General features: G+C 57.8%; 22 protein-coding genes, 1 other RNA gene and 1 pseudogene. 14 read left to right on the forward strand and 10 right to left on the reverse strand.

Annotated features, from left to right (window positions below; translation table 11 throughout):
• Positions 1-116 precede the first annotated feature (116 nt).
• The 3 genes from ACZ1HJ_RS10565 to ACZ1HJ_RS10575 all read right to left on the reverse strand — a co-directional run bounded on the left by ACZ1HJ_RS10565 (position 117) and on the right by ACZ1HJ_RS10575 (position 2,507).
• The gene (locus ACZ1HJ_RS10565; RefSeq protein WP_472718629.1) at positions 117-890 is read right to left on the reverse strand and encodes a hypothetical protein; all 774 of its coding nucleotides are present in this window, start codon (positions 888-890) and stop codon (positions 117-119) included.
• Between the two features lie 307 nt (positions 891-1,197).
• Positions 1,198-2,016 carry a TerC family protein gene (locus tag ACZ1HJ_RS10570; RefSeq protein WP_472718630.1) on the reverse strand — a complete coding sequence of 273 codons (819 nt, stop codon included), beginning with the start codon at positions 2,014-2,016 and terminating at the stop codon, positions 1,198-1,200.
• Positions 2,017-2,105: 89 nt separating this feature from the next.
• Positions 2,106-2,507 carry a DUF6314 family protein gene (locus ACZ1HJ_RS10575; protein WP_472718631.1) on the reverse strand — a complete coding sequence of 134 codons (402 nt, stop codon included), beginning with the start codon at positions 2,505-2,507 and terminating at the stop codon, positions 2,106-2,108.
• 122 nt (positions 2,508-2,629) lie between these two features.
• On the opposite strand from ACZ1HJ_RS10575, the gene purB reads away from it, so the two are divergent.
• The 7 genes from purB (at position 2,630) to nthA (ending at position 7,513) form a co-directional block, all read left to right on the forward strand.
• The gene (gene purB, locus ACZ1HJ_RS10580) at positions 2,630-3,937 is read left to right on the forward strand and encodes an adenylosuccinate lyase (RefSeq protein WP_472718632.1); all 1,308 of its coding nucleotides are present in this window, start codon (positions 2,630-2,632) and stop codon (positions 3,935-3,937) included.
• A gap of 98 nt (positions 3,938-4,035) precedes the next feature.
• Positions 4,036-4,569: a tetratricopeptide repeat protein gene (locus ACZ1HJ_RS10585; protein WP_472718633.1), complete on the forward strand. Its 534-nt coding sequence runs from the start codon at positions 4,036-4,038 to the stop codon at positions 4,567-4,569.
• Positions 4,570-4,670: 101 nt separating this feature from the next.
• The gene (locus ACZ1HJ_RS10590; RefSeq protein WP_472718634.1) at positions 4,671-4,835 is read left to right on the forward strand and encodes a hypothetical protein; all 165 of its coding nucleotides are present in this window, start codon (positions 4,671-4,673) and stop codon (positions 4,833-4,835) included.
• 127 nt (positions 4,836-4,962) lie between these two features.
• Positions 4,963-6,033 (forward strand): flagellar motor switch protein FliG, encoded by a 1,071-nt coding sequence (locus ACZ1HJ_RS10595; protein WP_472718635.1) that lies wholly within the window; start codon positions 4,963-4,965, stop codon positions 6,031-6,033.
• Between the two features lie 237 nt (positions 6,034-6,270).
• Entirely contained in the window at positions 6,271-6,612 is a 342-nt protein-coding gene (locus tag ACZ1HJ_RS10600; protein WP_472718636.1) for a ScnB-like protein, read from the forward strand.
• Positions 6,605-6,868, forward strand: a complete 264-nt coding sequence (locus ACZ1HJ_RS10605; RefSeq protein WP_472718637.1) for an SH3-like domain-containing protein — start codon at positions 6,605-6,607, stop codon at positions 6,866-6,868. Before ACZ1HJ_RS10600 ends, ACZ1HJ_RS10605 begins: the two co-directional genes overlap by 8 nt.
• Positions 6,869-6,874: 6 nt before the next feature.
• Positions 6,875-7,513: a nitrile hydratase subunit alpha gene (gene nthA / locus ACZ1HJ_RS10610; protein ID WP_472718638.1), complete on the forward strand. Its 639-nt coding sequence runs from the start codon at positions 6,875-6,877 to the stop codon at positions 7,511-7,513.
• Here the strand turns inward: nthA and hemF are convergent, their stop codons facing one another.
• From hemF to ACZ1HJ_RS10635, 5 genes are all read right to left on the reverse strand, one after another.
• Positions 7,514-8,404, reverse strand: a complete 891-nt coding sequence (gene hemF, locus ACZ1HJ_RS10615) for an oxygen-dependent coproporphyrinogen oxidase (RefSeq protein ID WP_472718639.1) — start codon at positions 8,402-8,404, stop codon at positions 7,514-7,516. It lies immediately after the preceding gene.
• Between the two features lie 12 nt (positions 8,405-8,416).
• Positions 8,417-9,217 carry an SDR family NAD(P)-dependent oxidoreductase gene (locus ACZ1HJ_RS10620; RefSeq protein ID WP_472718640.1) on the reverse strand — a complete coding sequence of 267 codons (801 nt, stop codon included), beginning with the start codon at positions 9,215-9,217 and terminating at the stop codon, positions 8,417-8,419.
• Positions 9,218-9,263: 46 nt separating this feature from the next.
• Positions 9,264-10,256, reverse strand: coding sequence for a class I SAM-dependent methyltransferase (locus tag ACZ1HJ_RS10625; RefSeq protein ID WP_472718641.1), 993 nt, complete (start codon positions 10,254-10,256; stop codon positions 9,264-9,266).
• 1 nt (position 10,257) lies between these two features.
• Complete coding sequence (gene clpS, locus ACZ1HJ_RS10630) at positions 10,258-10,596, reverse strand: ATP-dependent Clp protease adapter ClpS (RefSeq protein ID WP_472718642.1); 339 nt, start codon at positions 10,594-10,596, stop codon at positions 10,258-10,260.
• 136 nt (positions 10,597-10,732) lie between these two features.
• Entirely contained in the window at positions 10,733-11,524 is a 792-nt protein-coding gene (locus tag ACZ1HJ_RS10635) for a pseudouridine synthase (RefSeq protein WP_472718643.1), read from the reverse strand.
• A 62-nt stretch (positions 11,525-11,586) separates the two neighbouring features.
• On the opposite strand from ACZ1HJ_RS10635, the gene ACZ1HJ_RS10640 reads away from it, so the two are divergent.
• Entirely contained in the window at positions 11,587-12,036 is a 450-nt protein-coding gene (locus ACZ1HJ_RS10640; protein WP_472718644.1) for a nucleoside deaminase, read from the forward strand.
• An 8-nt stretch (positions 12,037-12,044) separates the two neighbouring features.
• On the opposite strand, the gene ACZ1HJ_RS10645 is transcribed toward ACZ1HJ_RS10640, so the two are convergent.
• Positions 12,045-12,737 (reverse strand): metal-dependent hydrolase, encoded by a 693-nt coding sequence (locus ACZ1HJ_RS10645; RefSeq protein ID WP_472718645.1) that lies wholly within the window; start codon positions 12,735-12,737, stop codon positions 12,045-12,047.
• A gap of 128 nt (positions 12,738-12,865) precedes the next feature.
• Between ACZ1HJ_RS10645 and gatC the strand changes: the two genes are divergently transcribed.
• The 5 genes and pseudogenes from gatC to rnpB all read left to right on the forward strand — a co-directional run bounded on the left by gatC (position 12,866) and on the right by rnpB (position 16,502).
• A complete protein-coding gene (gene gatC, locus ACZ1HJ_RS10650) occupies positions 12,866-13,153 on the forward strand; it encodes an Asp-tRNA(Asn)/Glu-tRNA(Gln) amidotransferase subunit GatC (protein WP_472718646.1) in 288 nt (95 codons plus the stop codon).
• A pseudogene (gene gatA / locus ACZ1HJ_RS10655) lies at positions 13,153-14,641 on the forward strand (Asp-tRNA(Asn)/Glu-tRNA(Gln) amidotransferase subunit GatA). The gene gatC and the pseudogene gatA overlap by 1 nt, the downstream one beginning before the upstream one ends.
• 36 nt (positions 14,642-14,677) lie before the next feature.
• Positions 14,678-15,403, forward strand: coding sequence for a hypothetical protein (locus tag ACZ1HJ_RS10660; protein WP_472718647.1), 726 nt, complete (start codon positions 14,678-14,680; stop codon positions 15,401-15,403).
• Between the two features lie 2 nt (positions 15,404-15,405).
• Positions 15,406-16,098 (forward strand): N-acetylmuramoyl-L-alanine amidase, encoded by a 693-nt coding sequence (locus ACZ1HJ_RS10665; protein WP_472718648.1) that lies wholly within the window; start codon positions 15,406-15,408, stop codon positions 16,096-16,098.
• Between the two features lie 11 nt (positions 16,099-16,109).
• An RNA gene (rnpB, locus tag ACZ1HJ_RS10670) (RNase P RNA component class A) lies at positions 16,110-16,502 on the forward strand.
• Here the strand turns inward: rnpB and ACZ1HJ_RS10675 are convergent.
• Positions 16,503-17,258: a phosphate/phosphite/phosphonate ABC transporter substrate-binding protein gene (locus ACZ1HJ_RS10675; RefSeq protein WP_472718649.1), complete on the reverse strand. Its 756-nt coding sequence runs from the start codon at positions 17,256-17,258 to the stop codon at positions 16,503-16,505. It abuts the RNA gene before it with no gap.
• Positions 17,259-17,450: 192 nt separating this feature from the next.
• Between ACZ1HJ_RS10675 and rpmG the strand changes: the two genes are divergently transcribed.
• Positions 17,451-17,618: a 50S ribosomal protein L33 gene (rpmG, locus tag ACZ1HJ_RS10680; RefSeq protein ID WP_007814563.1), complete on the forward strand. Its 168-nt coding sequence runs from the start codon at positions 17,451-17,453 to the stop codon at positions 17,616-17,618.
• The last annotated feature ends 41 nt before the right edge of the window (positions 17,619-17,659 follow it).

Genomic DNA, 17,659 nt, shown 5'->3' on the forward strand with positions numbered 1-17,659 from the left:
TCAGGCTCGAATGGCAGCTTTGAGCCCTAAGCGACGAGTTCTGCACGACGCATGAATGTCCGCCAACTCGGTCAATGTAGCAACAAATTCATCAGGCTGATCCGGCGGATCACCGTTCATACTAGGCTACCGCGTTCGAAGTCAGTTATATGCCGATAGCCTGTATCTCTGAGCCTTTTTGCAATGCGATCCCGCCCCGCTTTGCTTTGCGAAACTTCTTGCACCTCGCTGGGCAACAAGGCGGTCACTGGCACCATTCGAACAGGTGATAACGGGGTATCAAGCACTATTTTTGGTCGGCCTTTTGCAACCATTCCAAAGATAATACCGATACCGCCATCAGAGGTTAGAAATTTATCTGGAATGGCGTCGCTTGATACCGGGATTTCCGAAGACGCAACATTAGTTTGCTCAAGAAGCTTAGTAATACCGCCCCAAGCCGCGACCTGTCTGGCTGTTTGCTCAATCAGCGCAAAGGCGGCGGAGGATTGGATGTCCTCGAAGGCCATATCTTGGTGGCCTTTCACTTCGATGAAAACTTCCATTTCGAAGCCGTTTCGCAGTTCGTTCTTATCTTCCTCGAACGGGTCAGAAAGCCCGTCTGATGCGATAATCAGGCTTTCTGTTGCGCGGATAATCTTGAATGCCTGTCTGCCGCCTGGCCATGGAGGAGATCCCAGGAACATTGGATTGACGATATAGGTGATGACATCAGGATCGACCGCGCCGATTTTTTCCCAGTAAGCTTGCAGAGCATCATAAGTTTTTTGGTTTGCCGGATCATCGGGATCGCGCTGATTTGCATTAGCCTCGACCATGTTTCCTGCCGTGATCTCGCCTTTAGGAGCTGGTCGAGAAAACAGTGATTTAATCCAATCGAGAAATCTCATGTCGCCTTCCACTTCAAATTTAAATTTTTTGATATCTGGAAACGCGCAGAAGAGCGATAGCAGTCTTTCGCGCAGTTGCGGCGAAAGTTCAAAATGTCCGCTTAGCGGCCATCTTTTGTTCTAATGCGTCGATTGTTTGTTTCGAATGTCTGGAAAGTGACCTAGAGGCGCCCTACCAGTATCCCGCGTACCGATAGCGCATGACATCAGCGTGTCCTGCCAGCAAGTTCCATAGCCTTGTAGACATGTCGCACAATGGGCGGCAGATGGTTAGTGGCCGCCCATTGTAGTGCTGTCGGTAATCCTTTTAGTGTTTTGACGCCGTGCGCCGTTCGGCATTCAGCTTGCGGGTATAGCCCGACTGGATAACCTCAACCGCCACAAGCACAATCACCGAGAAGTAGAAGGTGGTTTTGGACATGGGCACGACCTCATAGCCAAAGAATTTCAGCGCGAGGCTGTCGTCATGCATTGCGTGAGCCGCTGCCTGACCGGATTCGCCCAGAAGAACCACGCCGACGATCAGCAGGATGAAAAGACCGAGCACCTCGTACATGCGGTTTTTCTCAAGAAACCGCGTGACGCCATCGGCCAGCACCAACATCGCCAGCCCCGAAAGGATGATCGCCGTGGCCAGAATGGGGAAAACATCGGTGATCGCCAGTGCCGAGAGGACCGAGTCAAACGAAAAGATCAGGTTCATGATCACGATCATCATCACGACCCGGAAGGCGGATTTGCCCGGTTTGCCTTCCACATCCGTGTCCAGATGCTCGATCGTCAGCATGTGGCCGATTTCCTTCACCGCCGTGTAGATGATGAAAATGCCGCCGATAATGAACACACAGGTCGCAAAATTGACGCCGCCTTCTATCAGGCCGGGGCTGTTAAATACGTAAAACGGCTCGGCCATCGCGTCGATCAGCCGGATCATGGTGAAGAGAAGTACAACCCGCAGAACCACCGCAAGGATGATGCCCCAGAACCGAACGGCCTTTTGCTGCGCGACGGGCGCGCGTTGGCTTTCGATCGAGATGTAAAGCAGGTTATCGAACCCCAGAACCGCCTGCAAAAAGCATAGCATCAGCAGGTTGCCCAGGTTTTCCACTGTCAAAAGTTCAGCCATTTGGTCTGTCCTCGCACGTTTTGAACTGTTTTTGCTGCTATAGCGCGGGTCGCCCGCGAAAACAAAACGAAACGGTACGTCCAAATGCTTTAGGGCGCGGGTTTGTATTCCGAAACCATCACGTAATCCTTGGCCGGGCCTGTGACGCGCCATATGACGCGAAACGTTGGCCAGCTGTCGAAATCATAGGTCACATCATACTGGTCGGGATCACACCAATGGCTGGTTGCGCCACCCGTGGCCGGAACCTGGTGAAAAAATCGGCCATCGTCGAACCAGACGGTCAGATCGGGATGCCACAAATACCGCCGTTCGGCCTGCATCGGGGGATGCGTGCCAACGCGTAATTGCCCGGTTTCGTGGTAGGCAAGCCCGCTTTCCGTGCGTGTCCACGTGGCGGTGCCGGTGAACGTACCCGCCGGGTCCCGCGCCGGCGTGATCTGTCGCGACACCGCCCAACGCCCTTCGAAATCGTCCAGAACGCGGGTCATTGCCGTGTCAGGGCGTCGCTGGAGTGGGCATTCCGTCTCATCTGGCTGCTCCTGCCTTGCCGCTGCCGCGCGGGCGGTCTAAACCGCGCGCAACGATACAAGCATCGCGTAAGGACCGCCATATGATTCCCCGCTATTCCCGCCCCGACATGGTTGCCATCTGGTCACCCGAGACCAAGTTCCGCATCTGGTACGAGATCGAGGCGCATGCCTGTGATGCGATGGCCGATCTGGGTGTGATCCCGCGCGAAAACGCTGAGGCCGTGTGGAAAGCCAAAGATGTCGAGTTTGACGTCGCCCGCATTGACGAGATCGAGGCGGTGACCAAGCATGACGTGATCGCCTTTCTGACCCACCTGGCGGAGCATGTGGGCAGTGAAGAGGCGCGGTTTGTGCATCAGGGTATGACCAGCTCGGACGTGCTGGATACCTGCTTTAACGTACAGCTGACCCGCGCGGCGGATATCCTGATTGCCGATCTTGAGGGGCTCTTGGCCGCGCTCAAGCGCCGGGCGATCGAGCATAAAGACACACTGCGGGTTGGCCGGTCCCACGGCATTCACGCAGAACCCACCACGATGGGTCTGACCTTCGCTCGCTTCTATGCTGAGATGGACCGCAACCTGAGCCGCATGCGCGATGCCCGGGCGGAGATCGCAACCGGCGCGATTTCCGGCGCCGTAGGCACATTTGCCAATGTTGATCCAGCGGTCGAAGAACATGTGTGTGACAAGCTGGGCCTTGTGCCCGAGCCGATCAGCACCCAGGTCATCCCGCGTGACCGCCATGCGGCGTTTTTCGCGACACTGGGCGTGATTGCCAGCAGCATCGAAAACGTCGCCACAGAAATTCGACATATGCAGCGGACGGAAGTGCTGGAGGGTGCGGAATTTTTCTCGATGGGCCAAAAAGGCTCCTCCGCGATGCCGCACAAGAAAAACCCGGTGCTGACCGAAAACCTGACAGGTCTGGCGCGGTTGGTCCGCTCGGCCGTGGTCCCGGCAATGGAGAACGTAGCGCTTTGGCACGAACGCGACATTTCGCATTCCTCGGTCGAGCGTATGATCGGGCCGGATGCCACCATCACGCTGGATTTCGCCTTGGCGCGGCTGACCGGCGTTGTCGACAAAATGCTGATTTTCCCGGACAACATGCTGGATAACATGAACAAATTCCCCGGACTTGTGATGTCTCAGCGGGTGCTTCTGGCGCTGACCCAGGCGGGCGTGAGCCGTGAGGACGCCTATGCCATGGTGCAACGCAACGCGCTGAAGGTTTGGGAAGAACGGACGGATTTCAAGGCGGAACTTCTGGCGGATGCCAATGTGGTTGCGGCCTTGGGCGCCGACGCGATCGAAGAGAAATTCGACATGGGCTATCATACCAAACATGTGGATACGATCTTTGCGCGGGTTTTTGGCGAGGATTGAGCAAAAAAATCCGGTTCGAAACTTTTTCGGCGAATAAAATTCGACGGCCCGTGTTTTCCCATTAATACAGTATGAAATCATTAGTATCAGGAGCTATTATGTTTCGAACAACACTTATACTTGCCCTCACGCTTCCCGCCGTCGCATTTGCAGCGGGAGGCGACAGCTCATCTGCCCCCAAACCCTCGGAAACGACCAAGTCGTGTACTGATGGTAAAATCTGGGACAAAGGCAGCAAATCCTGCGTTCAGGCCAGCAATGAAGTGCTGGATGATGACACGCTTTACGGTGCGGTCCGTGAGTTTGCCTATGCGGGACAGTATGAAAATGCGCAGACTGTTCTGGCGGCGATGTCTGACCAGAAAGACGACCGCGTCCTGACCTATTGGGGTTTCACACACCGCAAAATGGGCGATGTAGAGACCGGCATGGCATATTACCGTCAGGCAATTGCCACGAACCCCACAAATATTCTCGCCCGCTCCTATATGGGACAGGCCTTGGTTGAACAGGGCGATCTGGCCGGTGCAAAGCAACAGTTGAAGGCGATTGAAGACGCAGGCGGCACAGGTAGCTGGGCGCAGACGTCTCTTGATCAGGCCATCACCACTGGCAAAACCTACACCTACTGAATGACGCTTCAGGCCCGGGCCAATGGGCAGTAATTGCAATCGTCATCGCGAAACCTGCAAATCTGTGATACAATGTATCCAGATTTGCAGGAGGTCCGGGTATGAAATTCAAGATCATCGTTGCACTTGTCGCAGTAACTTTTGGTACGTCCGCGATAGCGGGAGCCGGGTGTAAGGGCGGCCACAAGCAACAGGTTCAATCCTGTGCCGCTGGTTTGGTCTGGGACAGTGAAAGCGGAAGCTGCGTGTCGCAGGTTAACAGCTAAAATCTGACCTCTGGATTTGAGGCAGGATAAGCAGCGTTCATAGCTGTAAATATTCTTCTTTTGTTCTTAGATAAATGTTCACTCTTCCTGACGTATTCTGGGGGCCACTCCAGGAATGAGGGACAGGATGAACGACATGACACCACTTGCCCGGTTGTCGCCACCGCAAATGCCGGGGGCTACGGTTGCGGGGCTGACGCGTCGTCAAAAGGCTGCCATCGTGGTGCGTTTTTTGCTGAACGAAGGTGCTGAGGTGCCTTTGACGGATTTGCCCGAGCCCTTGCAGGCGTCTTTGACCACCCAAATGGGTTCGATGCGGTATGTTGATCGATCAACACTTGCGGATGTTGTCGCGGAATTCGCGCGGGAGCTTGAGGCGATGGGGTTGACCTTTCCTCGCGGTGTAGCCGGCGCATTGACCGCACTGGATGGCAAGATAAGCCCCCAGACTGCGGCGCGGCTGCGCAAAGAGGCGGGCGTGCGCCAATTCGGCGATCCGTGGGAGCAGATTTTCAATGCGGGTACTGACAATTTGATCCCCATTCTGGAACAGGAAAGCATCGAGGTTGCGGCGGTTGTGCTCTCCAAGCTGGATGTCGCACAGGCGGCGGAGTTGTTGGGGAAATTGCCGGGCGACAAGGCGCGGCGGATCACATATGCAGTATCGCAAACTGGCGCTGTGACGCCGGATGCAGTGGATCGCATTGGTCTGTCGTTGGCGGCGCAATTGCATGATGTACCCGAAACGGCCTTTGATAGTGGTCCAGTGGAACGGGTTGGCGAAATTCTGAATTTCTCACCAGCGGCCACACGTGATGACGTGCTTGTCGGTTTGGACGAAACGGATGAACAGTTTGCGGCCTTGGTTCGCAAGGCCATCTTTACCTTCATCAATATTCCCGATCGCTTGAACCCGGTGGACGTGCCCAAAGTGTTGCGCGAAGTGGATCAGGTCGTGCTGGTGACGGCATTGGCCGCGGCCGCGGATGGTGAATTGGCATCTGTGGCGGAGTTCCTGTTTGAGAACATGTCCAAGCGAATGGCCGATTCCATCCGCGAAGAGATCGAAGAACGCGGCAAGGTGAAAGCGAAGGACGGCGAGGAGGCGATGACTGAGGTCGTCAATGCAATCCGAACGCTTGAAGCCAATGGCGAAGTGATGCTCATCGTGCCGGAACAAGAAGACGACGAGGAATAGCGGCAACCGCCGCTTTGGCGCGTGCGATTATGCGAACGCGTTACTTCTGGCGCGCTTGGCGCAGCAGCTGTTTTGCATCGCATTTAGCTGCGTTGCCAATTTCTAGTGGTTTCAACACTCAAGACCTTGCGCCTTGAGGGCTTGAACAACCGCGAGATCAGTCACAAAATCATTTACCGAAAGTCACGAGGGCCAAAGCGGTGGACACATCTTTGAGGTCGGCTTAGGCTGCAGACCATGAGTGATATTGATGGACGCCGCTGGCATGACATGGGCGGGCAACCCGCCGGGGATGTTCCCATGGAAGGCCATGATTTTGCCCTTTGGGAGAAACGTGTTGATGCACTTATGGTGCTCTGCGGCGGCAAGGGTCTTTTTACCGTGGATGGTTTGCGGCGTGCGTTGGAAGACATGGGCGAAGACGCGTTCGAAAAGCACAGCTATTACGAACGCTGGATCGCTTCGGTGAACCAGAACCTGATTGAAGCAGGCACCTACACACTGGAAGAGCTTGCCACCAAGATGGAAGAAGTTGCCGCGCGTGGCGCAAGCTATGGCGAGGCGCAGAACAATGACTGAGCGTGTGCGTGTCAAATCCCTGATGCCACCGGGCCATGTCCGGGCGCCCGCTTATCTGCGCGGAAAAACAGGCATCGTTGAGCGCAGTCTTGGCCCCTTTGGCAACCCGGAACAATTGGCTTACGGCCATGCGGCGGACAAAAAACACCTTTACCGCGTCCGCTTTACCATGGCTGAAATCTGGGGTGATGACGCCGAGGTGCCGAATGACACGTTGGATGCCGAAATCTACGAACACTGGTTGGAAAAGGCCTGATATCCGATGCCACATGATCATCCAGACCACTTGAGCCCCTCCGGCCACCCCTATCGCGCCGATAATGACGGTCCGTTGACCTATTGGCAGCGGATGGAAATAGCCGTGCGCGAGATCCTGATCGAAAAGGGTGTGATGACTCCGGCTGAAATCGCCGCGCAGATCGATGCCATGGATGCCAGAAGTCCGGCGGATGGGGCGGCCGTTGTGGCGCGCGCCTGGGTCGATCCGGATTTCAAAGCGCGTTTGTTGCAAGATGCGGGTGCCGCGAGCGATGAGATGGGTTTTGATATTGGGCCGCTCAATCTGATTGCCGTTGAAAACACGCATGAGACGCATAATCTGATCGTCTGCACGCTCTGCTCCTGCTACCCGCGCAACCTTTTAGGCTTGCCGCCGGATTGGTACAAGACACGCGAATACCGCAGCCGTGCCGTGCGTGAACCCCGTTCCGTTTTGCGCGAATTCGGCGTTGATCTACCGGATCAAATTCAGGTGCGGGTGCACGATAGCACCGCCGACATGCGCTATGTCGTGCTGCCTGCGAGACCTGAAGGCACAGAAAATTTGAGCGAAGCGCAACTGGCCGAACTGGTCACACGGGATTCGATGATTGGCACTGGTTTACCCCGAATGCCGGGCTGATCAGGTCCATTTCGCGATGGGCGGCAAACTCATGAGCACCGCGTTCGCATCATGCCCCGTCGCCAATCCAAACTTGGTGCCGCGATCGTAAACAAGGTTATACTCAGCGTAGAGACCACGGTGGATGAGTTGCGTTTCCTTATCCGCTTCGGTCCAGGGCTGCGTACGCCGCTTTTCGATCAGCGGTACAAAAGCAGGTAGGAAGGCGCGCCCGATATCTTGGGTCAGCGTGAAATCAGCCTGCCAATCGCCCGAATTGTGATCATCCATAAATATCCCACCAACGCCCCGCGCACGGCCGCGATGCGGGATGTAGAAATACTCATCCGCCCATTCCTTGAGGCGCGGATAAAAATCTGTGCCGTGCGGATCCAGATGCGCCCGCTGAGTTGCATGAAAATGTGTGGTATCTTCGGCGTATTCGATGCACGGGTTCAGGTCAGAGCCGCCACCGAACCACCAGGCATGAGGGGTCCAGAACATACGCGTGTTCATGTGCACCGCAGGCGCATGCGGGTTTTGCATGTGCGCGACCAACGAAATGCCGGACGCCCAGAAACGTGGATCATCGGCAATTCCGGGAACGCCCCGCGCAGCCATCGACTTCTGTGCCGCTTCCCCCAAGGTGCCATAAACTTCCGACACATTGACCCCAACTTTTTCAAATACCCGTCCGCCACGCATCACGCTCATCAGGCCGCCGCCGGCATCCGACCCATCATCAGAGCTGCGTTTGGTTTCGCTGACGTCAAACCGGCCAATCCCCCGGTCTGACAACGGGCCAGTGTCATGCGTGTCTTCCAGGGTTTCGAACGCGGCGACGATCTGATCGCGCAAGGTCCGGAACCATGCGGCGGCTTTTTGTTTCTCTTCGGTAAAATCAGCAGTCATCGGAATGTCCAGTTAGTGGGCAGGGGCGGAGACGGCATCCAGCAGCGAGCGGCCACCGTCGACGGTCATAATTTGTCCGGTCATGAAGCCCGACCCGTCACAGGCCAGATATTGCACGGCCTCGGCCAGTTCCGCTGGTGATGCAATCCGTCCCAACGGAGTGTGTTCCTCGATGTCCTCGCGAAACTCGGTCTGCTCGCGAAGCGTGTCTTTCAGAGATGCACTCATGACCGAGCCAAAAGCCACAGCATTTACGCGAATTCTGTGCGGTGCCAGGGCGACCGCAAGGCTCCGTGTCATCTGGTCCAGCGCGGCGGAGGCCACGGAATAGGCCATCAGTTCTGGATGTGTGCGCCGCGCGGCGATCGAGGACAAATTGACGATGGTTCCGATATTGCCTTCCGGCTGGTCTTCGGCCTGTTTGATCATGCGCTTGGCCACCAATTGCGACAAACGCAACGCTGTGATCAGGTTTTGATTGAGCAGCATGACCACCGCATCGTCATCAGTGTTGAGGGGATCGGAGGTGACCACCTGCCGGGACGCGTTGACCAGGATATCGACCTGATCAAAAGCGTCGATTGTCGCTGACAGCAAATTTGCCTGGGTCAGTTTTTCGCGCAAATCTCCCGCGAAGTATCTGATATTGCTACCTTCTTCATTTTTGCCAATTTCCTTTTTCAGATGCTCTTCGTCGATGTCGGCAAACATCACATTTGCGCTTTTGTTGGCAAAATGTCTGCCGATGGCAAGGCCGATGCCGTTGGCTCCGCCGGTGACAATCGCGGTTTTGCCAGAGATTGAGAAGGACATGGATGCGCCTTTCAGGGTGATTCTGCCAAAGGCAGGCTATGCGAATTCAACGCGCCTTGCGAGACGGTCGCGTGGCGTGCAGGATTTTAAACCTATTGTCGCCAGCAGCTTCGCTTACGGACGCAAAAAGACCGGCGATTGCGGCCTCATACGGTAAATGGCGATTGGCCACCAGCCATAGCTGACCGGAGGGTTTGAGCATCGCGGCGGCGGCCGCAATAAAGGCGCGCCCCAATGCCGGGTCGGCGCTGCGATCGGTATGAAAAGGCGGGTTGGTGATGACGCAATCCACCAAGGCAGCAGGTCGCCACCGCGTTGCATCTTCCCAATGCAGGTGAACACGCGGGTCGTTAAGGTTGAGGCGTGCGCAATTCAATGCGGCATGATCCGCTTCGACAAAATCGATATGGGTGATGCCGTCATGTTCCAAGGCGCGGGCACTCAGATAGCCCCAACCGCCACCCAGATCGACAACATGTGCGCCCAGTTTGACCGGCAGCGTGTCGGCGAGCAGGCAGGAGCCGGGGTCAATCCCGTCGGCGGAAAAGACGCCGGGCTGGGTGAGAAATCCACTGCCAATGTCTACTGCCTCGCCCAAAAGCCACTCTTCAAAAGCAGAGGTCGCGTTGAACCAGAAGAGTTTGCCATGTGCTTTGGAGAGGGGTGCAGACACATCGACGCGTTTGCGGCATTCCTTGAGGATAGATTCGATTCCGTCGGTTTTCGCGCCATCCACAATGATCGGCCCGTCGGTGATTTGAGCGGCCTGTGCAACCAACCCACGGGCCAGTTGCTTGGCACGTGGCAGGAAAACTACCGATATGCTGTATCGGCCTTCCGGGGCCGTCATGCATGTCTGGCCCTGAGCAGTGTAGTGATCGACATCTGGTTTAAAGCCGGTGATCACATCGACACGATCACGCGGCAAATCGCCCAGATCATGCGCGCCAGCTCGCGGCGCAAACACAGCAATCCGACCGGAATCGGGCAGGGTCGCGTCACCATTTTCCAAGGCCAGCGAGAGACGCGAATTCGTCAAATTATTCTTTTTCCATCGTGCATTGCAGAGGGTGTTGGTGTTGCCGCGCAAAGTCCATGACCTGCGCCACCTTGGTCTCCGCGATCTCGTGGCTGAAAACCCCAACCACGGCCACACCCTTTTGGTGGACGGTCAGCATGATATCGAACGCCTGTGCATGTGACATGCCGAAAAACCGTTCCAGAACAGCCACGACAAATTCCATCGGTGTGTAATCGTCATTGAGCAACATAACCTTGTAGAGCGGGGGCCGCTTGGTTTTGGGACGCGTTTCGACAACAACCGAGGTATCCTGGTCGTCATCGTCATTGCCTGCCATCGTTACAGTGTGCTGGATCATGTTCTACAAAGGCGCTTTGAAAAGAAGCTGTTATGAGCAGTCTATATAACCTGCGAATGGTGGGTGAAAAGGGGGCGACCGGAGGAACCTGCCGGAATGACCGGATTTTCGCTCTAAATGCGCACGATTTGCATCTTCAACGGCGACGTTTCCGCACAGGTTTGGGGCGTTTCTTTTGGGCGTCGGCAGGCTTTGGTGCTTCTATCCCCAATTGATCGCGCAAGATGCGCGGGCGGATTTCCTGAACCTCGCCGGGTTTGAGCTGCGCCAGTTGAAACGGCCCGTAGGACGTGCGGATCAGGCGGTTCACACTCAGGCCCACCGCCTCCATCGCGCGCCGAATTTCGCGGTTCTTCCCTTCACGAATGGCCACCGTAACCCAGGCATTGGCGCCCTGTTGTCGGTCTAATGTCACCGTCATGGGTTGGAAATTTTCGCCCTCGACCGTCAGACCTTTGCGCAAGGGTTCGAACGTATCATCACTTGGGCGGCCCTTGACGCGCACGCGGTATTTGCGCACCCACCCGGTCGCGGGCAATTCCAGCTTGCGCTTGATGCCGCCATCATTGGTCAGCAAAAGCAGGCCTTCGGAGTTCAGATCCAAACGCCCAACGGACAGAACGCGGGGCAAATCCTCGGGCAATTCGTCAAAAATCGTGGTGCGACCCTGTTCATCGCGCGTGGTTGTGACCAATCCGGACGGCTTGTGATAAAGCCAGAGGCGTGGCGGTTCAGGTTCGCCCAACTCGCGACCATCCACAGTCACTTTATCTGCGTCGGTTACATTGAGGGCGGCGCGCGCGATAGTCTCACCGTTGACGGTGACGCGACCCGCTTCGATCATACGCTCCGCCTCGCGCCGACTGGCAATGCCGGCACGGGCGATCACTTTGGCAATCCGGTCGCCTGCTGGGGATTTGGTGCTCATGGCCCCCGATTAGACCATTCGCAGGACTTGCGAAAGCGCTGATCAGCGGGCAAAGACGCCCCATGACGTTCAAAAGCCATATGCAATTGGCCCTGTCCGAGGCCCAGGCCGCCGCCGAACGCGGCGAAGTGCCCGTGGGTGCTGTGTTGGTTGATCCCTCAGGCAAGGTCTTGGCGCAGGCCGGTAACCGCACCCGTGAGCTGAATGACCCAACCGCGCACGCGGAGATTTTGGTGATCCGTGCGGCCTGCGCCGCTGCGGGGAGCGAGCGGTTACCGGGCCATGATCTTTATGTGACGCTTGAGCCTTGCGCGATGTGCGCGACTGCGCTGTCAGCTGCCCGCATTGCGCGGCTCTACTACGGGGCTGCCGATCCCAAATCAGGAGGCGTTGCGCATGGAGCGCGGGTCTTCACGCACCCGCAAAGCCATCATGTGCCCGAGGTTTACGACGGTATTGCCGCCGACGCATCCGAGGCCTTGCTGACGGGATTTTTCAGCGCACGGCGATAAGGGCGTCGTCAGATCGAGATTGGCACTAACACGTCCGGCTCGATAACCTTTACGTCCGGCAATGCGTTGATCAACACCTCTGCCGATTGTTCAAGGATTGGGAATGTCTTGTAGTGGCAGGGGATCAACGTCTTGAAATCAAAGAACTCCTTGGCCGCATAGGCCGCACGCCGCATGTCCATGGTGAAATGACCACCAGCACAAAGGATGCCAATATCCGGCGCGTGCAGATCATTGAACACTTTCATGTCTGCCATCACATCCGTATCGCCTGACAGGTAAATCGTGTGCCCCTCGGCCGTGATCATATAACCGCATTCGGTGCCGGGCACATTCGGGCCGTCGGGGCCAGCCACGCTGGAGGAATGCGTGGCATGCACCATCGTCACGGCCACACCGCCCAGATCAACCGTACCACCCTTGTTGAAGCCCACGGTCGCGATCTTCTGGCTCTCCTCCCAGTGGGACATCAGATCATATTGCCCGACCACGGGCACCGACAGCGCCTTGGCGATGTTCAGCACATCGGCCACGTGGTCAAAATGCGCATGCGTCAGCAGGATATGCGTTGCGCCGGATGTCGCCTCTTCATGCGCATCTTCGGGCAGCATCGGATTGCCGTTGAGCCATGGATCGATCAACAGAACTTGCCCGCCGATGTCGATTTTGAATGACGCGTGTCCCAGCCATGTGATGTTCATGATGTCCTCCGGATCAAGTTTTGATCAGCCTATCACGGGAATGGCCTACGAAAAGGGGGCAGGTGGCTTGCGGGGGCGCGCGTGCGGCGGTAAACGCAGAAACGACAGAATTGACCCGGAGACATGCCATGTCGATCGACACCGAAACCGCCGCTAAAGTGGCCAAGCTGGCCCGCATCCGCGTGGAAGAAGATGCGCTGCCCGCATTGGCGCAGGAGTTCAACAACATCCTGGGGTTCATCGAACAACTCAATGAGGTTGATGTCGACGGCGTGGAGCCGATGGTCAGTGTCACGCCCATGCGGCTGAAACGGCGTGAGGATGTGGTCAATGACGGGGACCAGCAGGGCAAGGTCTTGTCAAACGCGCCCGATGCGCGTGAAGGGTTTTTTGCGGTGCCGAAGGTGGTTGAATAATGTCTGATCTCAACAAACTGACAATTGCCGATGCGCGCGACAAACTGCGTGCCGGGGACATCACAAGTGCCGAGCTGACGACCGCCTGTCTTGAGCAGATTGAGGGCGCCGGGGCTCTGGGGGCTTTTGTGCACCACACGCCCGATCTGGCGATGGAGCAAGCCAACGCCGCCGATGCACGGATTAAGGCGGGCGATGCGCCCGCGATGTGCGGTATCCCCTTGGGCATCAAGGATCTTTTCTGTACTAAAGGCGTGCCGAGCCAGGCGGCAAGTGCCATTCTGAACGGGTTCAAACCGGAATATGAATCCACCGTGTCGCAGAACCTCTTTGATGCGGGCTCGGTCATGCTGGGCAAGCTCAACATGGACGAATTCGCCATGGGCTCGTCGAATGAAACCAGCACCTATGGCAACGCGGTTAACCCGTGGCGGCGCGGCAATGAAGACACGGCGCTGACACCAGGTGGTTCATCTGGCGGCTCGGCCAGCGCGGTGGCGGCTGACCTCTGCCTGGGCGCGACGGGTACCGACACGGGCGGCTCGATCCGCCAACCGGCGGCTTTCGTGGGCATCACCGGGATCAAACCCACCTATGGGCGCTGTTCGCGGTGGGGCATCGTGGCCTTTGCCTCGTCCCTCGATCAGGCGGGACCGATGACCAAATCCGTGCGGGATGCAGCGATCATGCTGGAAGCGATGTGTGGGCATGACCCGAAGGATCTCGACCTCGGCTGAGCTGGCCGTGCCCGATTTTGAAGCGATGCTGACCGGCGACATCAAGGGCAAGGTGATCGGTATCCCCAAGGAATACCGCATGGACGGGATGCCGGAAGAGATCGAACAGCTCTGGGCCGATGGCACCGAAATGATGCGCGATGCCGGGGCCGAGATCCGCGACATCAGCTTGCCGCATACCAAATACGCGCTGCCCGCCTATTATGTGATCGCCCCGGCTGAGGCGTCGTCGAACCTCGCGCGCTATGACGGTGTGCGCTATGGCCATCGCGCCAAGCTGGCGCAGGGCGACGGCATCACCGAGATGTACGAAAAAACCCGTGCCGAAGGCTTTGGCCCCGAGGTGCAGCGCCGCGTGATGATCGGCACCTATGTGCTCTCCGCCGGGTTCTACGACGCCTATTACAATCGCGCGCGCAAGGTCCGCGCGTTGATCAAGAAAGATTTCGAGGATGTCTTTGCCGAGGGTGTCGACGCGATCCTGACACCCGCCACGCCAAGCGCTGCCTTTGGGCTGGGGGAAATGGCAGATGCTGACCCGGTGCAGATGTATCTCAACGACGTTTTCACCGTGACGGTCAACCTCGCGGGCCTGCCAGGCATCAGCGTACCTGCCGGTCTGGACAAGCGCGGATTGCCCTTGGGGCTGCAGCTGATCGGCCGTCCATGGGAAGAAGGCGATCTGCTGAATTGTGCTTATGCCCTTGAGGGGGCCGCCGGTTTTGTAGCCAAACCGGAAAAATGGTGGTAAAAACCGGCCAAAAGAAAAAGACGGCAGGATGAGCAAATGCGTTTTTTAATGATGACAGCCGCCGCTGTGGCGTTGACGGCCTGTACGCCCCCGGTTCCCGATAGTGGGGCAGGCGTGGGCTTTGGCAATTACGAAGAATATCAACAACAGCAACGGGCGCGCGACGCGCAGTTGACGGGCAATGCCTTGCCCGCGCCGGATGCGGTCTCGGAAGAAACGCTTGATAGTGGCACAACGGTTGTCGTGGCCGATGATGGCTCGGAACTGGCGGCCCAAACCCAAGCGGCGTTGAACGAACGTCAGGTCAATTCTGGTGAAGCAATTGTGCATGCCAGCCCGTCGAACCCGGCGCCTGAGGCCGTGAGTGCCACGGGTATTTCTGCGGAAAACGATTTTGATGCCGTGGGCGCGCAACGCTCGATCGAAAGTGATGCCGCCAAGATCGCGCAAAACCGATCGCAGTACAAAGTGATCGAGGCTGAAGCATTGCCCAAACGGTCGGGCAATGGGGGGCCGAACATTGTGGATTATGCTTTGGCAACCAAACATCCGCGTGGCACGCAGGTCTATCGCCGTATTGGTCTGAGCCTCGAGAGCAAGGCGCAACGCAATTGTGCCAAATACCCGTCACCCGATAAGGCCCAGAGCGAGTTTCTGGCCAAGGGCGGCCCGCAGCGAGATCGTCTGGGCCTTGACCCGGATGGCGATGGGTTTGCCTGCGCGTGGGATCCGGCACCGTTTCGCAAGGCGGTGGGCGGCTGAACGTGGGGTCTGACCACCCCTCGGCAGAACTCTTTCCTTCTCCCAATTGTGGCCCGCGCCGCGATGGCGCGCGCCCCGACATGATCGTCCTGCATTACACAGCGATGCAGACAGCACTTGCCGCGCGCGATCGCTTATGTGATCCAGTCGCCGAAGTCTCCAGCCATTACCTGATCAGTGAACAGGGCCATATCTGGCAACTCGTGGCCGAGGATCAACGCGCCTGGCATGCGGGTGCGGGGCAATGGGGCGACGTAACGGACGTCAATTCGCGCTCCATCGGGATAGAGTTGGCCAACACCGGCGCACATCCCTTTCCCGAGCCTCAGATGGTAGCGCTTGAGGCCGTGATGTATGGCATCATTGAGCGCTGGCACATTCCGCCGGAGCGCGTGATTGGTCATTCGGACATGGCCATTGGGCGCAAAAGTGATCCCGGTTCCCGGTTTGACTGGCGTCGGTTGGCGGCGCAGAATTTGAGCATATGGCCGGAAACCACAGGCTGTGCGGGTGATTTTGAAGCGGACGCACGCGCATTTGGCTATGCGTGGGAGGGAGGCCCTCAGGACTGCCTCGAGGTATTTCGGCTCCGCTTCAGACCATGGGCAACAGGCCCACTGGATGATGTGGACCGCGCCTTGATGCATGATTTGGCAAGCCGCTATCCCGTTGACCGCACCGCTTTTAGCGCCTAAGCCCACCCTGCGCGGAAGGCCGGATGGCCGCGGGGCTCTGGCCTCGAGGAAAGTCCGGACTCCACAAGGCAACGGTGCCGGGTAACGCCCGGCCGGGGTAACCCGAGGGAAAGCGCCACAGAAATCAGACCGCCTCCGCCTGCGGAGGTAAGGGTGAAACGGTGGGGTAAGAGCCCACCGCGCGGCTGGCAACAGACGCGGCACGGCAAGCCCCACCGGGAGCAATGCCAAATAGGGACCGCAGGCGGGGTTTGGTCGGGCAACCGATACCGCCCGCAGGCAGCTTTGGCCCGGCGGTCCGGGTTGGCAGCTAGAGGTGCTTTGGCAACAAGGCATCAAGATGAATGGTCATCCAGAGGGGGCAACCCCTTGGACAAAATCCGGCTTACAGGCCTTCCGCGTGTTTATCTTGTGATCTCTTCATCCGGTCTGGGAACGGCGAGGTAGGCCGATTTGGGGATATCGATCAGCCCGTGAATGCCAAGCGCTGCGCGATCCTTGGCGTCGAGCCCTGCAATCGCGGCTGAGACCGCATCAAACGTGGCCTGACGGTTGGCGCCAGCGGCGGCGATATAGGGCAGGCCGGGGGTCGGCGCTGTCCATTCCAGCACGCGAAGCTTGGAGGCAAAGGCCTCGTACCGCTGCATCAGCCGCCACGATACTCCATCAAGCGCTGCGATGTCGGCCTCGCCCTCTGCCACCATCCGCGCGGACATCAGATGCCCGTGGCTTTGCACGCGGTCTTCAAACCAAATGCCGCGGGGTTGCAGATGGGCCCAAGGGGCGGCGTAGCCGGATTGTGAAAACGTTTGGTTATAGGCAAAGCGCGCACCAGCGAAGGCAGTCACGTCGGCGCGCGGATCATTGTGGCGCACCACGATGGCGCTGCGGTAGTGACCGGGCGGGCAGTCGTTGAGCCCGAAATCCGGCGTGCCAATGAGCGTGACCTGATCGTGCAGCCAGAGGCGGTAGGGCATGCCGCAGGTCTGACTGAGCACCAGATCAGGGGAGTGCCAGACACTGAACTCCTCGGCCTCTTGTGACAATGCCTCAGGGCCGTCCACGCCACGCAAGCTCAGTTCGGCCCGGATGTGCGCCCAATAGCGGTCATGCGCCTGTGCCAATTCGGGGCGGGCATACATCATCAAATTCGCGATCATCGGTCCGTCCTTGCCAAGGAAACACCGGCAGTTTGACGCGATACGCCGCGCAATTGCAATCGGGTGCGACGGATGTGACAGCATTTCGCACCGGCAGGGGCGAATGCCGGTTGACTCGGGGGCCGCGCCGGGTAAAAGGCGGGTTCTAGATTTTCACGGGCCGCAGGGCGTGCCCGACGCAGGAGCACTATCATGGCGAAGCCGACCACAATCAAAATCCGCCTGAACTCGACCGCGGGAACCGGCCACTTCTACGTGACCAAGAAAAACGCGCGCACCATGACCGAAAAAATGGTTGTGCGGAAATATGACCCGGTTGTGCGCAAGCATGTCGAATACAAAGAAGGCAAGATCAAATAAGATCGCCTGACGATGACGTATCTAAAGGGCCGCGCCTTCGG

Source organism: Roseovarius sp. JB2-10, assembly GCF_055693585.1.

Coding starts and splice junctions, on each gene's coding strand:
- ACZ1HJ_RS10620 (WP_472718640.1), bottom strand. CDS start 9,217: ATGTCCTTCTCAATCTCTGGCAAAACCGCGATTGTCACCGGCGGAGCC.
- ACZ1HJ_RS10640 (WP_472718644.1), top strand. CDS start 11,587: ATGACGTTCAAAAGCCATATGCAATTGGCCCTGTCCGAGGCCCAGGCC.
- ACZ1HJ_RS10675 (WP_472718649.1), bottom strand. CDS start 17,258: ATGATCGCGAATTTGATGATGTATGCCCGCCCCGAATTGGCACAGGCG.
- ACZ1HJ_RS10590 (WP_472718634.1), top strand. CDS start 4,671: ATGAAATTCAAGATCATCGTTGCACTTGTCGCAGTAACTTTTGGTACG.
- gatC (WP_472718646.1), top strand. CDS start 12,866: ATGTCGATCGACACCGAAACCGCCGCTAAAGTGGCCAAGCTGGCCCGC.
- ACZ1HJ_RS10595 (WP_472718635.1), top strand. CDS start 4,963: ATGAACGACATGACACCACTTGCCCGGTTGTCGCCACCGCAAATGCCG.
- ACZ1HJ_RS10570 (WP_472718630.1), bottom strand. CDS start 2,016: ATGGCTGAACTTTTGACAGTGGAAAACCTGGGCAACCTGCTGATGCTA.
- ACZ1HJ_RS10645 (WP_472718645.1), bottom strand. CDS start 12,737: ATGAACATCACATGGCTGGGACACGCGTCATTCAAAATCGACATCGGC.
- ACZ1HJ_RS10635 (WP_472718643.1), bottom strand. CDS start 11,524: ATGAGCACCAAATCCCCAGCAGGCGACCGGATTGCCAAAGTGATCGCC.
- nthA (WP_472718638.1), top strand. CDS start 6,875: ATGCCACATGATCATCCAGACCACTTGAGCCCCTCCGGCCACCCCTAT.
- ACZ1HJ_RS10575 (WP_472718631.1), bottom strand. CDS start 2,507: ATGACCCGCGTTCTGGACGATTTCGAAGGGCGTTGGGCGGTGTCGCGA.
- ACZ1HJ_RS10600 (WP_472718636.1), top strand. CDS start 6,271: ATGAGTGATATTGATGGACGCCGCTGGCATGACATGGGCGGGCAACCC.
- hemF (WP_472718639.1), bottom strand. CDS start 8,404: ATGACTGCTGATTTTACCGAAGAGAAACAAAAAGCCGCCGCATGGTTC.
- rpmG (WP_007814563.1), top strand. CDS start 17,451: ATGGCGAAGCCGACCACAATCAAAATCCGCCTGAACTCGACCGCGGGA.
- ACZ1HJ_RS10565 (WP_472718629.1), bottom strand. CDS start 890: ATGAGATTTCTCGATTGGATTAAATCACTGTTTTCTCGACCAGCTCCT.
- purB (WP_472718632.1), top strand. CDS start 2,630: ATGATTCCCCGCTATTCCCGCCCCGACATGGTTGCCATCTGGTCACCC.
- ACZ1HJ_RS10660 (WP_472718647.1), top strand. CDS start 14,678: ATGCGTTTTTTAATGATGACAGCCGCCGCTGTGGCGTTGACGGCCTGT.
- ACZ1HJ_RS10605 (WP_472718637.1), top strand. CDS start 6,605: ATGACTGAGCGTGTGCGTGTCAAATCCCTGATGCCACCGGGCCATGTC.
- clpS (WP_472718642.1), bottom strand. CDS start 10,596: ATGATCCAGCACACTGTAACGATGGCAGGCAATGACGATGACGACCAG.
- ACZ1HJ_RS10585 (WP_472718633.1), top strand. CDS start 4,036: ATGTTTCGAACAACACTTATACTTGCCCTCACGCTTCCCGCCGTCGCA.